Here is a 13,954-nt window from a genome sequence, read left to right on the forward strand (position 1 = left end):
CACGTCCCTTTCGACTCGGTCAGACGTCCGTGGACAGGATCAGGCCGCTCGTGGGTACGCCCACCCCGGCGGTGACCAGCACGTGGGCCACGTCGGCCGGCTGGCTCGTGGAGGTGCCCCGGATGAGCCGTACGCCCTCGGCGATGCCGTTGGTGCCGTGCAGGTACGCCTCACCGATCTGACCACCGTGCGTGTTGGTGGGCAGCGCCCCGTCCAGCTCGAGGTTGCCGTCGGCGACGAAGTCCCTGGCCTCGCCCCGGCCGCAGAAGCCGTACTCCTCCAACTGGTTGAGCACCAGCGGGGTGAAGTGGTCGTACAGGATGGCGGCGTCGATGTCCCGTGGGCCCAGGTGCGACTGCGCCCACAGCTGCTGTGCACACAGCTCGACCTCGGGAATCCGGGTCAGGTCGTCCCGGTAGTAGCTGACCATCGGGTACTGGTCCGGGCCGCTCCCCTGGGCGGCTGCCGTGATCACCGCCGGCTTCTGCTTCAGGTGTCGGGCCCGTTCCCGGCTCACGATCACCATCGCCTGCCCGCCATCGGTCTCCTGGCAGCAGTCGAGCAGGCGCAGGGGCTCGGCGATCCACCGCGACGCCTGGTGGTCGGCCAGAGTGATCGGCTTGCCGTAGAACCAGGCCCGGGGGTTCACCGCGGCGTGCCGACGCAGGCTGACCGCGACCCGCCCGAAGTCCTCGCTGGTGGCACCGTACGCGTGCATGTAACGGCGGGCGAACATCGCGATGTGCTGCGCCGGGGTCAGCAGCCCGTACGGATTGATCCAGCTGCGGTACTCGTTGTCGGTGGTGGCGGCGGTCTTGGCCGGGGGCGGACCCAGCCCGAACCGTACACCGGAACGCTCGTTGAACGCCCGGTAGACCACGACGACGTCGGCGATGCCGGTGGCCACCGCCATCGCGGCCTGCTGCACCGGTGCGCAGGCCGCTCCGCCGCCCTGCGAGATCCGGGAGAAGAACCTGAGCTGCGGAATCCCCAGGGTCCGCGCCACCATGTTCTCCGAGTTGCTCTCCATGGTGAACGTGGACATGCCGTCGACGTCCTGTGGTGTCAGGCCCGCGTCGGCCAGTGCGGCGAGTACCGCCTCGGCGGCCAGGTGCAGTTCGCTTCGGCCCGAGTTCTTGGAGAAGTCGGTGGCGCCGATCCCGACGATCGCCGCCCTACCCGAGATGAAGTCCGAGGTCATTCCGCCACCTCCGGCTGCTGCTGGGCTGCTGACGTCGGTAGCCGCAGCGTCACCTCGGACGAGGTGTGCACCCCGATGCTGTTGGTGCCGGTCACCGCGACCGTGACGGTGTCGTCCTGCTTGGCCTTCACCCGGCCGGTCAGGACCAGGGTGCCGCCGGAGAAGTTCGGTACGCCGAGGCGGGTGGCCAGCCGCACCAGCACGGCTGCCGGGCCCGACCAGTCGGTGACGTACCGGCCGACGAGTCCGTTGGTGTTGTTGATGCTCATGTACGTGTCCGGGGTGCCCCGCTCCACGGCCCGCTGCGGATCGTGGTGCACGTCCTCGTAGTCGCGGGTGGCCAGGGCACCCGCGACGATCACGGTACGGGTGACCGGGATCTGGAGTTCGGGTAGTTCGTCACCGACTGATATCTCGTCGAGGGTGCGGGTTCTGGTGGTCATGCGGTGCCTCCGGCGATCTGCGTGCCGATCTGGTGCAGGTGCCAGCTCGCGGAGCCGAGCGTGTTGGCCAGTTGACTGCTCCACAGCATGTAGCGGTGGATCGGATAGGTGACGTCAGCACCGAGTCCGCCGTGCAGGTGCTGCACGGTACGGGCGACGCGGTCGCCGGCGTCCGCGGCCCACCACTTCGCGGCGTGCGCGGCGGCGGTGGCGGGCCGGTCGGTCTCCTGCCGCCACAGGGCGTTCCAGAAGGTGACCTCCATCGCCTCTGTGTCGATGTGGCAGTTGGCGGCCTGGTGCGCGGCGGCCTGGAAGGTCGCCAGCGGAGCACCGAACTGGTGCCGCTGCGACAGGTACTCCGCCGTCTGCCGGACCGACTCCTGACTGACGCCGAGTTGGAGTGCGGCCAGTCCGACCCAGGCCCGCTGCAACAGCCAGGACACCGGCTCCGCGTCGTCGTCGGACTCGAGTCGCTGGGCGTGGGCCGAGGTGAGGGTGAGGTCGGCGGACCGGCCGCGATCGGTCCGCTCGTAGGTCTCGCGGACGACCCCGGGCTGGCCGGTCTCGACCAGAAACAGTTCGACGCTCCCGGCTTCGGTGCTGGCCGGTACGAGCACGGCGTCGGCGAGGTGCCCGAACGGCACCGAGGTGCAGGTGCCGGAGAGTTGCCACCGGTCGGACCCGTCCACCCGTACGGCGGTGGCCTCGGGTCCCCCGGAGCCGAGGAACTCCAGGGCGGCGGTCAGCACGGCATCGCCCTGGGCGACCCTGGGCAACCAGGTGTTGCGCTGTTCCTCGGTCCCGTACCGGAGCAGTGGTAGGGCACCGAGCACCACGGTCTCCCAGAGTGGCACCAGGGGAACCCGCCGTCCCTGTTCGACCAGGGCCAGGACGAACTCCGTCAGGCCGAGACCCGCGCCGTCGTACTCTGCCGGTACGACCAGGCCGAGCACTCCCGAGTCGGCCAGGTCACGCCACAGCCGGCGGTCGAACCGCTCGTCGCCGGCCTCGATCTCCGCCAGGCGCTGCGGGTCGCCGTGCCGGGTGAACACTCCCTGGGCCAGTTCGCGTACGGTGAGCTGGCCCTCGGTCAGCTGAAAGTCCATCAGGCCCTCTCTCTCGCGGCACGGAACCGGGGCAGGGTCAGCTCTTCGTCCCGTTCGAGCCACTCGATCTCGACGGGCATGCCGATGTGGATGCTGTCCGGATCGCCGGCGAAGTCGGCGACCAGACGGGTGCCCTCTTCCAGGTCCACCAGCACGACCGGCAACGGATAGTCGAAGCCGGGTGCCTTGGGATGGTGGCTGGTCACGTAGCTGTGTACGGTTCCCCGCCCGGAGGCCGGGACCTCGTGCCAGCCGAACGACCGGCAGTGCGGGCAGGCCGGCGACGGCGGGTGGCGCAGCGCCCCGCAGTCGTCACACGCCTGGATCACCAGTCGGCGCTCGCGGGCCGCCTTGAACCAGAACTCGTTGTCCCGCAGGATGAACGGCTTCGGCCGTACGGCGGGATCGGCCTGCCGGGTCTCCCCGTCCGCGCCGCCGGTCTGCGTCTTGGCGGTGGCAGCGGCCCCGGACTGCGGGTTGAACCGCAGGATCCGGAACCGTTGCTCGGCGACGATCTGCCCGTGCTGGTCGCGGTAGGTGCGCAGGGTGGTGATGAAGTGGCCGTCCCCCAGACCGGTGCGTTTACGCGGGGAGACGTCCTCGATGACGGTGGTCATCGACAGCTCGTCCCCCGGCCGCAACTCGCGGTGGTAGTTCTGCTCGTCGTTGGTGGCTACCACTCCGGTGAACCCGGCATCGGCCAGCAGCTTCAGCAGCCGGGCCATCGGCGTGTCCGGTGCGGTACCGGAGGCGGCGGCCTGGTGTGCCCGGTAGCCGACCATGAGCCAGGTCGAGAGCATCGGCGGCGGTGCGACGATGCCGTCGCGACCGGTGGCCCGGGCGGCCTCCTCGTCCAGGTACACCGGGTTCTCGTCGCCCATGGCCTCGACGAAGTGCCGGATCATCGGCCGGTTGACCGGCTCCTGGGCGTGCCGGACCGGCGTCGCCTCCTGGCCGACGAAGGTACGGAGGGTGACCAGGAAGGTCTCTTCGTCGGTCGCTGTCGTGGTCGTCATCGAGAGTCACCGACCCTTCCGGGGCATACCGAGGCCATTGACGGCGATCATGTCGCGCAGCACCTCGTTGGTGCCGCCACCGAAGGTGTTGATGTACGAGCCCCGGGTGAGTGCTTCCAACCGCCCGGCCAGTGGGGCGGCGGGTGCTCCCGGGCGTCGGGTGGCCAGCGGCCCGACCGCCCCGAGCAGGGTGCGGCACACCCGGTCGTGCGTCTCGGTGCCGAAGACCTTGGCCACCGCCGCTGCGGCCGGGGCGGGGCTCTGGCCTTCGTCCGGCACCGCGAGCTTCCAGTTCAACAGCCGCATGGCTTCGATCTCGACGTAGCTGCGGGCGAGGTCGTGGCGAACCCAGCTCTGGTCGATCAACTGCTGACCGTCGACCTGCGTCCGCCGGCACCAGTCGACGGTGTCGGCCCACAACTGCTCGGTACGACCGCCGAAGGCGGCCAGCCCGACCCGTTCGTGCCCCAGCTGTGAGGTGATCAGCTTCCAGCCACCGTCGACCTCACCGACCAGGTTCTCCGGTGGCACCCGCACGTCGTTGTAGTAGGTGGTGTTGGTGTGTGTCAGGCCGGAGGTGGCGATCGGTGTGCAGCTGAAACCGGGCGTTGCGGTCGGCACGATGATGATCGAGATCCCGCGGTGTCTGGGGGCCTCCGGGTTGGTCCGGCAGGCCAACCAGATGTAGTCGGCCTGGCTGGCACCGCTGGTGAACACCTTGTTGCCGTTGATCAGCCACTGGTCGTCGACGAGTTCCGCCTTCGTCTTGAGCGAGGCGAGATCGGTGCCGGCCTCCGGTTCGCTGTAACCGATCGCGAACAGGATGTCCCCGGTCAGCATGCCGGGCAGCAGGGCCCGCTTCTGCTCCTCGGTGCCGAATCGCTGGATCGCCGGGCCGATGTTGTTGATGGTGACGAACGGGAACGGCGCGCCGGCCCGCTGCACCTCGTCGAACAGGATGTACTGGTCGATGGCCGACCTGCCCTGACCGCCGTACTCGGTCGGCCACCCCAGTCCCAGCCAGCCGTCCCGGCCGATCTGCCGGACCACCTCGCGGTAGGCGGGCCGGTCCTCGTTGGTCCCGCCGATCGCCTCCCGGACCTCCGGGGTCAACAGCGCTTTGAAATAGGCTCGCAGCTGCCTGCGTAGTTCCTGCTGTTCCGGGGTGTAATCCAAGAACATCTAATCGGTCCTTCTTCCTTGGAAGGCAGAGACGGCTGAGGGTCAGGAAGGCGACTGGCAGCGGGTTCGCTCGTCCACGGTGACTACCTCCTCGACCCGTTCTCGTACCTGTCCACCAGCTCTGGATTCGACGGGTGACGTCGCCGGGCCGGCGCTGCGCACGCGTCCGGTGGTCGACGGTCCGGCCTGGCGTCCACATCGGACGGCCCGGCCTCCGGGGCCACCGCCCACTGCCCTCACCCCGCGCGGAGCCTCTGGCAAGTCCGTACGCAGGTCGGCACTCGTCAAGCAAGCGCTTGGTTGAGAGCATATACTCGACCCCGAAGGTGTCAAGACCTCGCCATCGACCCGCCCGCCCCACCCCGGCCGCCCCGACCACCACGACTCGACGACCCGGGCGACGCGCATCCGACCAGGCGATGCACATCAAGCAAATGCTTGCTAGGTTGGCGGCTCCATGCAAGCCTTTCCGGCAGATCGCGTCACGAGCCCCGAAGTACCGAGGGGACGATCCTGGCTCTGGAGGAAGAATCGGATGCGCTTCGGGATCCTCACCCCGATCGTCGTGCAGCAGCCGACGGAAGCCGCGCCCTGGGAAGCCATGGCCGGCGTCACCGAACTGTCCCGTATCGCGGCGGCGGCCGACCAACTCGGCTACCACCACCTGACCTGCAGCGAGCACGTCATCATCCCCGCCGCGACGGCGGCCACCCGGGGTAGCACGTACTGGGATCCGTTGGCGACGTTGGGCTTCCTCGCCGGACGTACCCGGCAGATCCGACTAGCCACCAACGTGCTGGTGCTCGGCTACCACCACCCCCTGGCGATCGCGAAGTCGTACGGCACGCTGGACCAGCTCAGCGGCGGACGGGTCGTACTCGGCGTCGGTGTGGGCAGCCTCGAAGAGGAGTTCGACCTGCTGGAGGCACCATTCGCCGACCGGGGGCCGCGAGCCGACGACGCCATCCGGGCGTTGCGGGCCGCGTGGGCGCAGGCGATTCCCGAGTACGCCGGAACCTACTACCGCTTCAGCGGCCTGGTCGTCGATCCCCACGGCGTCCAACGGCACCTACCAATCTGGGTCGGTGGGCGGACCCGCCGGTCGCTTCGACGGGCGTGCGAACACGGCGACGGTTGGAAGCCGTTCGGCCTGACCCTCGCCCAGATCGCCGACATGCTCCGTACCGTCGACCGCCCGTCCGGATTCGACGTGGTCCTGCAACCGCGCAACCTCGATCCGCTGGGCGACCCCACCGGCACCCGATCGAACGTCGAGCGCGCCTTCGAGGCGGGTGCGACCATCATCAACGCCAGGTTCGTCCACCACGGTCCCGACCATCTGATCGAACAGCTGGCGGCCCTCACCACGCTGTTTCCCGACGCCGGCTGGACCCGACCGACCTTCGAGCAAGTCACCGAGGAGCAACCATGACCGACACCGATCAGATCGCCGCCCTCGAACGCCGGGTGCGGGAACTGGAGGACCGGCTGTCCCTCTTGCAGATCCTCGCCACCTACGGCCCCGGCGTGGACGGCGGCTTCCCGACCCCCACCGCCGATCTCTGGGCCGAGAACGGCAGCTACGACGCCGGCCTGGTGACGATGGTCGGCCGTACAGCCATCGCCGACATGGTGACCAGTGAACGGCACCAGCAGCTGATCCGGGACGGCGCCGCCCACCTACAGGGCATTCCACACATCGAGGTCACCGGTGACACCGCGGTCGTCACCGCGTACTCACAACTCGTCCTACGCGACCGGGACAGCGACAGCTACCGGATCTGGCGCACCGGCGTCAACCGTTGGGAGTTCGTCCGTACCGCCGAGGGATGGAAGGTCACCCACCGGGTCAACCGCCAACTCGACGGTTCCACCGAGGCGCGCGACCTTCTGGCCGCCGCCGTCGATTCCACCGCCTAGAAAAGGTCGGAAGGAAACCGGCCTCGCCATTTCTTCCAACATGCGGTCTTCAACGCTCTGACCTGCGCATTCCTGCCGACGAGCCGGCTGGTGTCAGATCAGATCTAGCGACGAACTCCACGTACCATGCACGATTGGACAGTGAAGAACGTCGATCGGTTTCGGAATGGTGCCGCCGACCGTGCGGGCGTGATGTCGGACCGGCTGGCCGAATTGGTGTCGTGCGAGTCGCCACCGGGCGACGCACCGGCGTTGACATGCTGCGCGAACCTCCTCGACACGTGGATCAGCCCGATCCTCGATAGACCCGTGCAGCGGGTGCTACTCGACGGACTACCGCATCTACTCTGGCCTGCGGACGACCAGAAGGTGCTTCTACTCGGCCATTTCGACACCGTATGGCCGGCGGACACCATCCGAAACTGGCCCTTCGAAGTCACCGGCACCATCGCCACCGGACCTGGCGTATGCGACATGAAGGCCGGAATCATCCAACTGTTGACCGCGCTCGAGCTACTGCCCGACAGCTCACAGGTCGGCGTGCTGCTCACCTGCGACGAGGAGAGCGGATCACCCGCCTCCCGCCCGCTGATCGAGGAACAGGCGAGACGGTCGGGTGCGGTACTGGTCTGTGAACCGAGTACCGAGACGGGACAGTTGAAGGTGGCGCGTAAGGGTGGTTCAGTCTACCGGATCACCGCTCGGGGCAGGGCCGCGCACGCCGGGGTGGAACCCCATCTCGGCGTCAACGCCACGGTCGAACTGGCCCACCAGATCCTGACCGTACGAAGGTTCGCCCGGGACGGCACAAGTGTCACACCCACGGTGCTCACCGCCGGCACCATGACCAACGTGGTGCCGGAGACCGCGGAGCTCTGTGTCGACGTCCGTGCTTGGACGCGGGCCGAACTCGAGCGGGTGGACCGGATGATCCACGCCCTGACGCCGCGGTTGCCCGATTCCCGGCTGGTGGTCAGCGGGGGGATCAACCGGTACCCACTGCAACCCACCGTGTCACAGCCCCTGATGGAGTTGGCCCAGTTGGCGGCGGCCGAAGTCGGCCTGCCACCGCTGACCGGGGTGGCTGCGGCGGGCGCGTCGGACGCCAACTTCACCGGTGCGCTTGGCGTACCCACGTTGGACGGGTTGGGTGCCGTCGGCGGTCGGCCACACGCCCGTGGCGAGTACGTCGATCTGTCCCACCTTCCCGATCGGACCGCCCTGCTGGCAGCCCTGACCGAACGCGCCGTCGCGCTCCCAAGCAGGGATCGGGTGCCGTCCTGGAGTGGTCGGAGGTAACCGAGCCACCCCCGACCCCGGTAACCTTTCGCAAGGCTGTGCTCACACGGCTGGCGGCCGAGCGAAGGATGGATGCCTGTATGACGGCAGGAGCCGGGCAGCGGCCCCGTCCGAGGTACTCCCCGCCCCGGTTCGGCGTCGAGGAGGAGTTCCTCGTGGTCGACCCGGTGACGCGGAAAGTGGCGGCGGATGCGACGACGATCGTGGACCGGGCCAGGGCACGACTGGGCACCCGGGTTTCCGGCGAGATCACCAAGTTGCAGGTTGAAACCAAGACGGAGCCGTGCACGTCGACCAGGGAACTGACCGGTCAGCTGATCGAGGCACGTCGCGTGGTCGCCGACTGCGCCCGGGCCGACGGGTTACGGATCATGGCCAGCGGAACGCCCGTACTGAGCGGCGCGGTCCCCCCGCCCATCACCGAGGGCCCCCGGCAGGCCCGAGGCATGGCAACCTACCGGGGCCTGCACGACGAGCAGAGCATCTGTGCGGTACACGTCCATGTGGAGCTGCCCGACCGTGACCGGGCCCTGAAGGTCAGCAACCATCTCCGCCCGCTGCTGCCGACACTGATCACGCTGACCGCCAACTCGCCGTACTGGGAGGGGCGGGACACGGGTTACGCGAGTTGGCGGACCGTGACGTGGTCTCGTTGGCCGGTGGCCGGCCCTCCGCCGTACTTCACCTCGGCGGCCCACTACGACCAGGTCGTCAGGACCCTGTCCGATGCCGGCGCGCTGGTGGACGCCGGCACCATCTTCTGGGACGTCCGACCGTCCCCGAGGCAACCGACCCTGGAGATCCGGGTGGCGGACGTCCCGATCACGCCCCAGGAATCGGCGGCATTCGCCGCCCTGGTCCGGGCCCTGGTGGTGGCCGCCGGTGAAGCGGTGGACCGGGGAGAGCCCGGCCCCGCCGTCCGGGACGAACTGATGCGCGTCGCCTACTGGCAGGCGGCCCGCGACGGGATCTGGGGGTCCGGACTCGACGTGTCCACCGGCTGCCTGGTGCCCGCCGCGCAGCTTGTCCACCGTCTCGTCGACTCCGTACGCCCCGTCCTGACCGAGTTCGGCGACGACGAACTGGTGGCGGACTGGACCCGCCGATGGTGTGCCGACGGCACCGGTGCGGTACGGCAGCGCACCGCGGCCGGGCGAAGGGGGCAGCTCACCGACACTGTCGACCACCTCATCGAGCAGACCGCGCCATTGGCCGGCTGACCAACCGGGACCGTCGTGGCGGTCGTCGGAGCCGAGTCGGAATCAAGCAATCCAGAGGAACAAAAGTCCTGGACGGTACGGAATTCTGGAACGAGACGGATGCTACCTTTCCAGGAGGCATTTGATGAACGTCGATGCACCCCCGTCTCCACTGACCGAGTTCCGGATGGCACCGGGTGACAGCGTGCGCGCCGCCCAGGAATTCGCCGACCGAATGGTGACGCGTCGATCGGTTCGCCACTTCTCCCCCAATCCGGTTCCGGACGAGGTCGTGGCGGAGGCGATCCGGGCGGCGGCCAGCGCTCCGAGCGGTGCCAACCTGCAACCGTGGCGGTTCGTGGTGGTGACGGACCCGGTGCGGAAGCGGCGACTGCGGGAGGCGGCGGAAGCCGAGGAACGCGAGTTCTACACCCGCCGGGCGTCGGCGGACTGGCTCGACGCGATCGCCCCGATCGGCACCGACTGGCACAAGCCCTTCCTGGAGATCGCCCCGGTGGTGATAGTGGTCTTCGAGGTGCACCGGGGCCCGCACAGCCCGAAGCCGTACTACGTGAAGGAGTCGGTGGGCATCGCCGTCGGTCTGCTGATCAGCGCATTGCATCATGCCGGGCTGGCCACGTTGACGCACACCCCGAGCCCGATGCGGTTCCTGAACGAGATCTGCGAACGGCCATCCGAGGAACGCCCGTACGTGGTGATGCCGGTCGGTTATCCCGCTCCCGACGCCACGGTTCCCGGCCTGGTACGCAAACCACTGTCGGAGGTGATGGTCCGCTACTGAGGCCGGGTCCGGAGGCGTACGACCTCAGCGGGCCGAACCGAGTTCCCGCTCGAAGAAGGACAGCAGCGGCGCGACGTGCCGATCGGGTCGTCGCCACTCGGCCAACAGGTCCTCCAGCAGGTGCAACTCCCCGACGAGGGTCCGGCCCCGGTAGCGCCGGACGACCGGGTGGATGAACGCGCTCTCCGCTGCCCGGTCCGGTTGGGGGTGCCGCTCGATGGCGAAGACGTCGGCGTACTCGTCACGCCCCCAGCGCAGTCCGAAGGTGTAGTAGTGCGACGAGTCCGCGAAACGCGCGACGACGTGGTCCTCGGGCAGGTCGACGTAGTGGCGTACGGTTCCGGATGCCGCGTCGACCACCAACGCGTCACAGAGATACTCGAACTGGGTCCAGAGAGCCGAACTCCAGTTCACCCGGTCGAGTACCAGCGTCATCAGCCCCTCCGGCTCTGCCGGTAGGGTCTCGTAGCTCAGCGGCACCCGCTCGTAGCGTTCCCGCAGCAGTCGGGTGAGCGTACGCAGGTTGTACCGAAAGCCGTCGATGAAAGCCGACGAGGCCCGCTTGAAGTCCCGTGCCTGGGCGATGGTGCCGGCGAAGTAGAGCCCGTCGACATTGGTCGACTGCCAGTCCGGTCGACTCTGTGGCAGCCGTCCGCTCGGCACCATCTCCGGGCGGGTCGCCGCCGAGAAGATCGACGTGTCCATCGCGAACCCGGTGCAGCGGAGCACCGAGTCGTACTCGAGGACCGCCGTTTCGCCGTCGGCGTGGGTGTACGTCAGTCGTACCTCGAACCGGTCGCCCACCGGGCGGATCTCGTCGACTACGCAGTCGAGCACCGAGTGCAGCGTCTTGAACTGGTAGCTGTCCAGGACCGCCCCGTGGTGACCACGGACATCGCCCGGATGCTTGGTGTTCCATGCCAGGCGCAGCGGCCGGGGGCTGGCCAGGTGCACCATCGACGCGTGCCCGAGGATGGCGGATGCGGTCTCGAATGCGGAATTGCCCTTGCCGAGAATGAGCACCCGCTGGTCTGCGAATCGTGCCGGATCGGTCTCCATTGCCTCGTAGCCGATCGCGTGCTCGATACCCCGGATCGCGGGTACGTTCGGCCGGCCCCAGCCGATCGCCACGACGAGACAGTCGCAGCTCAGCTGGCCCGAGGAGGTGTCCAGCAGGAAGCCGTCCCCGAGCCGTTCGACCCGCTCGACAGCCGTCCCGAACCGTACCGCGAGCCCATGGTGACGCTGGAAGTCGGCGAGGTACCGCACCATGTCGTCCGCATTCGGAAAATACTCGCTGCTGTACCTGGGAAACGGAAGGTCGGCGGGTTCGTGTAGAAGCGAGTTCCAGTCCCAGCGCAGACGGATCTCCGGATCGGCGCTCGTCGTGTGCACCTTGTTCAGGGAGATCAGCTTGCGATGCCGGGGAAAGCGTCGGAAGAACTCACCCGGTGCCGCCGCCCGTTCCAGGGTCACGTAGTCGCTGCCGGCCTGCTGCAGGAAGTAGCTGAGCTGAAGTCCTGCTGGCCCGGCACCAACTATGACGTAGCGGTGGTGCTCGGCGGTGTGGGCCTTCGGGTCGGTGTGCGTGGCGGACATCGCTTCTCCCGTCGCCGGATCACATTGTGAGCGACGATCGTCGATGACGATCCGGGTGTCAACGCGGGGCGACGACCGAGTCGATCAGGCGGACGACCGTACCGGTCAGGCAGGATGATCGGCGTTGGCCTGGGGGTAGCGGCGCGCCAGTTGCCAGCCGCACGCCAGCAGGTCGACGCACGCCGACAGCGCAGCGGCGAGGCGTACCTCGTGCGGCCCGGTCAAACTCACGGACCGGTACCCCTCTCAACCCCTCACCCATCGAACCTGGGAACCTGCCCCGGACTCCATGCATCGACGATCGCCACCCGGCAATCGGACATGTCATCGACCATGGCCCTTGAGTCCAACGATCCGATGAATGGCAACCGTTGATGTCCAGCTACGGCATATGCGCGGGATGTACGTGCCCTGTACGGCGATCCGTCTAGATTGCTGTGACCGTCGAAGCAGGTCAACGACGTCAGTCCATTGGAGGTTCACATGAGTGGAGCACTCGACCTGACCGGCCTGGATGCCACCGAGGTGTCCTGGTCCGACAACCCGGAGAAGTCGACCGACCTCTACGCGGTGGCACCGGCCGGCAGCATCTCGGTCACCGAGGGCGCGAACGACGGCCGGAGCTGTTGCGGTGGTGGCTGCGGTGGTCGTCCGATCCAGTGGTGCTGCATCAACTGCCACTGATCCGGCGACCGGCGTAACCGGCACCGTACGACGGTGCCGGACGCGGTAACGGTTGGGGTGCCGGTGCCCCGGTGCCCCAACCTTCGAGGTACGGCTCACGGTAAGAGGGAAGTCGGATGGATCATCGGCCCGATGGCGCGATCGAACTGAGCGTGGTGGTTCCCACCTACGAGGACGCGCAATGTCTGGAACTGACACTACGTTCACTGGCCCGGCAATCGCTGGCGGCGGAGCGGTTCGAGGTGATCGTGGTCCGCGACGGCGGCGAGGCCGACGGTTACGCCGACATTCCCGACGCTGGCAAGGGCCTGAACCTGCACCTGGTGGAACTGTCGGAGCAACGCGGCCGCGCTGCGGCCCGTAACGAGGGTGTCCGACACGCGACTGCCGGGTTGCTGCTGTTCCTCGACGCTGACTCGTACGCCACACCACGGTTGCTGGAGCGCCACCTGGCGCACCATCGCGTCGCGGGCCGTCCCGCCGTCCTGATCGGTCGGCGGGACGAGATCGGGTTGGAGCACATCGAGGCCGCGTTGACCGGCCAGGAGACGATCCCGACTCCCCGCCGACGCGCGGACGGCGGCGGTGACCTGCGCTTCCCCGCCGGTGACCCGGCCGGTGAGGAATGGTTGCAGGCGGGCTGGCTGTTCAGCTTCACACACAACGTCTCGGTCTCCCGCGCACTGTTCGACGAGGTTGGCGGGTTCGACGAGCGGTTCGGACTGCGCTGGGGCCTGGAGGACATCGAACTGTTCTACCGGGTGCACCGGCACCTGGGGCTCACCGAACGCAACTTCGCCTACGACGACCAGGCCGCCGCCTACCACCTGCCGCACCACCGCAACATCGACCGCAACTGGGGCGACTTCGCCGCCAACCGGAACCTCGTCGCCGACACGTACCGCGTCGTCGAGTGGGAGTTCTTCGGAATGCTGGAGGTGTACGACTCAGCGGAACGGATCGTGCACTACCGGTCGGCGGTCGCCGACTGCGTACGGCGATCGGCCTGCCGGATCGGCCCGGCTGTCGAGCATCTCTCCAGCCGACTGCCGGGCCCTCGGGTGCTCTGGGTGGGGACCGGCAGCGACCAGATGGCACTACCCGCCGAAACGCTCACCTTCGACTACGCCGCCCCGCCCAGCCAGACGAACTTCCACCTCGTCGGCATGGATCCGCCGATCGCTCCGGGCAGCCTGGACGCGGTCGTCAGCGTGGAGTTCTGGCGGTACCTACGCTGGGACGACCTGTGCCAGTTCCTCAACGTAGCCGGCCGGCTGGCCGACGAGATCCATCTGGTCAGCACCGGCGAGACTTTGGCGGCACCGTTCACGCCGAGCCCGGCGAACCTGGGATACCTGCGTCGTGTCCTACGGGTCGCGTTCGAGACCGAGCTGGCCGAGGTCGACGGGGTGGGCACCGTACTGACCCTTCGGCCGCATCGGGCACCGGCGCAACTGGCCCAGGCGGGCATGGCCGATACCAGCACGCCCACCGCATGAGTGG

14 protein-coding genes are annotated in these 13,954 nt (G+C 68.2%); 7 read left to right on the top strand and 7 right to left on the bottom strand.

Annotated elements, in window-relative coordinates; genetic code table 11:
- Positions 1–19: 19 nt before the first annotated feature.
- From ACFQ4H_RS00970 to ACFQ4H_RS00990, 5 genes are read right to left on the bottom strand one after another with little or no spacing between them, the layout of a single operon-like run.
- On the bottom strand, positions 20–1,201 hold the full coding sequence (locus ACFQ4H_RS00970) for a lipid-transfer protein (RefSeq protein WP_377565748.1): 1,182 nt from the start codon (positions 1,199–1,201) through the stop codon (positions 20–22).
- Entirely contained in the window at positions 1,198–1,644 is a 447-nt protein-coding gene (locus ACFQ4H_RS00975) for a hotdog family protein (protein WP_377565751.1), read from the bottom strand. The genes ACFQ4H_RS00970 and ACFQ4H_RS00975 overlap by 4 nt, the downstream gene beginning before the upstream one ends.
- The gene (locus ACFQ4H_RS00980; RefSeq protein WP_377565754.1) at positions 1,641–2,750 is read right to left on the bottom strand and encodes an acyl-CoA dehydrogenase family protein; all 1,110 of its coding nucleotides are present in this window, start codon (positions 2,748–2,750) and stop codon (positions 1,641–1,643) included. Before ACFQ4H_RS00980 ends, ACFQ4H_RS00975 begins: the two co-directional genes overlap by 4 nt.
- Positions 2,750–3,766 carry a bifunctional MaoC family dehydratase N-terminal/OB-fold nucleic acid binding domain-containing protein gene (locus ACFQ4H_RS00985; protein WP_377565757.1) on the bottom strand — a complete coding sequence of 339 codons (1,017 nt, stop codon included), beginning with the start codon at positions 3,764–3,766 and terminating at the stop codon, positions 2,750–2,752. Before ACFQ4H_RS00985 ends, ACFQ4H_RS00980 begins: the two co-directional genes overlap by 1 nt.
- A 6-nt stretch (positions 3,767–3,772) precedes the next feature.
- Positions 3,773–4,948, bottom strand: coding sequence for an acyl-CoA dehydrogenase family protein (locus tag ACFQ4H_RS00990; protein WP_377565760.1), 1,176 nt, complete (start codon positions 4,946–4,948; stop codon positions 3,773–3,775).
- Between the two features lie 535 nt (positions 4,949–5,483).
- Here ACFQ4H_RS00990 and ACFQ4H_RS00995 point away from each other — a divergent pair.
- The 5 genes from ACFQ4H_RS00995 (at position 5,484) to ACFQ4H_RS01015 (ending at position 10,168) form a co-directional block, all read left to right on the top strand.
- Positions 5,484–6,380, top strand: coding sequence for a TIGR03619 family F420-dependent LLM class oxidoreductase (locus ACFQ4H_RS00995; protein ID WP_377565763.1), 897 nt, complete (start codon positions 5,484–5,486; stop codon positions 6,378–6,380).
- Positions 6,377–6,868 carry a nuclear transport factor 2 family protein gene (locus tag ACFQ4H_RS01000; RefSeq protein WP_377565766.1) on the top strand — a complete coding sequence of 164 codons (492 nt, stop codon included), beginning with the start codon at positions 6,377–6,379 and terminating at the stop codon, positions 6,866–6,868. The genes ACFQ4H_RS00995 and ACFQ4H_RS01000 overlap by 4 nt, the downstream gene beginning before the upstream one ends.
- A gap of 141 nt (positions 6,869–7,009) precedes the next feature.
- Positions 7,010–8,167 (top strand): M20 family metallopeptidase, encoded by a 1,158-nt coding sequence (locus ACFQ4H_RS01005; protein ID WP_377565768.1) that lies wholly within the window; start codon positions 7,010–7,012, stop codon positions 8,165–8,167.
- An 80-nt stretch (positions 8,168–8,247) separates the two neighbouring features.
- A complete protein-coding gene (locus ACFQ4H_RS01010) occupies positions 8,248–9,387 on the top strand; it encodes a carboxylate-amine ligase (RefSeq protein WP_377565771.1) in 1,140 nt (379 codons plus the stop codon).
- 166 nt (positions 9,388–9,553) lie between these two features.
- Positions 9,554–10,168 (top strand): nitroreductase family protein, encoded by a 615-nt coding sequence (locus tag ACFQ4H_RS01015; protein ID WP_377566223.1) that lies wholly within the window; start codon positions 9,554–9,556, stop codon positions 10,166–10,168.
- A gap of 24 nt (positions 10,169–10,192) precedes the next feature.
- On the opposite strand, the gene ACFQ4H_RS01020 is transcribed toward ACFQ4H_RS01015, so the two are convergent.
- Both ACFQ4H_RS01020 and ACFQ4H_RS01025 read right to left on the bottom strand, forming a co-directional pair.
- Positions 10,193–11,767, bottom strand: coding sequence for an NAD(P)-binding domain-containing protein (locus ACFQ4H_RS01020; RefSeq protein WP_377565773.1), 1,575 nt, complete (start codon positions 11,765–11,767; stop codon positions 10,193–10,195).
- A 105-nt stretch (positions 11,768–11,872) separates the two neighbouring features.
- Entirely contained in the window at positions 11,873–11,998 is a 126-nt protein-coding gene (locus tag ACFQ4H_RS01025) for a hypothetical protein (protein ID WP_377565775.1), read from the bottom strand.
- Positions 11,999–12,250: 252 nt separating this feature from the next.
- Between ACFQ4H_RS01025 and ACFQ4H_RS01030 the strand changes: the two genes are divergently transcribed.
- Together ACFQ4H_RS01030 and ACFQ4H_RS01035 are read left to right on the top strand one after the other, a co-directional pair.
- Positions 12,251–12,451: a hypothetical protein gene (locus ACFQ4H_RS01030; protein WP_377565777.1), complete on the top strand. Its 201-nt coding sequence runs from the start codon at positions 12,251–12,253 to the stop codon at positions 12,449–12,451.
- A 116-nt stretch (positions 12,452–12,567) separates the two neighbouring features.
- The gene (locus ACFQ4H_RS01035) at positions 12,568–13,950 is read left to right on the top strand and encodes a glycosyltransferase family 2 protein (RefSeq protein WP_377565780.1); all 1,383 of its coding nucleotides are present in this window, start codon (positions 12,568–12,570) and stop codon (positions 13,948–13,950) included.
- Positions 13,951–13,954 lie beyond the last annotated feature (4 nt).

This window comes from Micromonospora sonneratiae (assembly GCF_042679305.1).
Classification (GTDB): domain Bacteria; phylum Actinomycetota; class Actinomycetes; order Mycobacteriales; family Micromonosporaceae; genus Micromonospora_H; species Micromonospora_H sonneratiae.

Coding starts and splice junctions, on each gene's coding strand:
- ACFQ4H_RS00975 (WP_377565751.1), bottom strand. CDS start 1,644: ATGACCACCAGAACCCGCACCCTCGACGAGATATCAGTCGGTGACGAA.
- ACFQ4H_RS00995 (WP_377565763.1), top strand. CDS start 5,484: ATGCGCTTCGGGATCCTCACCCCGATCGTCGTGCAGCAGCCGACGGAA.
- ACFQ4H_RS01015 (WP_377566223.1), top strand. CDS start 9,554: ATGGCACCGGGTGACAGCGTGCGCGCCGCCCAGGAATTCGCCGACCGA.
- ACFQ4H_RS00970 (WP_377565748.1), bottom strand. CDS start 1,201: ATGACCTCGGACTTCATCTCGGGTAGGGCGGCGATCGTCGGGATCGGC.
- ACFQ4H_RS01030 (WP_377565777.1), top strand. CDS start 12,251: ATGAGTGGAGCACTCGACCTGACCGGCCTGGATGCCACCGAGGTGTCC.
- ACFQ4H_RS01000 (WP_377565766.1), top strand. CDS start 6,377: ATGACCGACACCGATCAGATCGCCGCCCTCGAACGCCGGGTGCGGGAA.
- ACFQ4H_RS01010 (WP_377565771.1), top strand. CDS start 8,248: ATGACGGCAGGAGCCGGGCAGCGGCCCCGTCCGAGGTACTCCCCGCCC.
- ACFQ4H_RS00990 (WP_377565760.1), bottom strand. CDS start 4,948: ATGTTCTTGGATTACACCCCGGAACAGCAGGAACTACGCAGGCAGCTG.
- ACFQ4H_RS00985 (WP_377565757.1), bottom strand. CDS start 3,766: ATGACGACCACGACAGCGACCGACGAAGAGACCTTCCTGGTCACCCTC.
- ACFQ4H_RS01035 (WP_377565780.1), top strand. CDS start 12,568: ATGGATCATCGGCCCGATGGCGCGATCGAACTGAGCGTGGTGGTTCCC.
- ACFQ4H_RS00980 (WP_377565754.1), bottom strand. CDS start 2,750: ATGGACTTTCAGCTGACCGAGGGCCAGCTCACCGTACGCGAACTGGCC.
- ACFQ4H_RS01020 (WP_377565773.1), bottom strand. CDS start 11,767: ATGTCCGCCACGCACACCGACCCGAAGGCCCACACCGCCGAGCACCAC.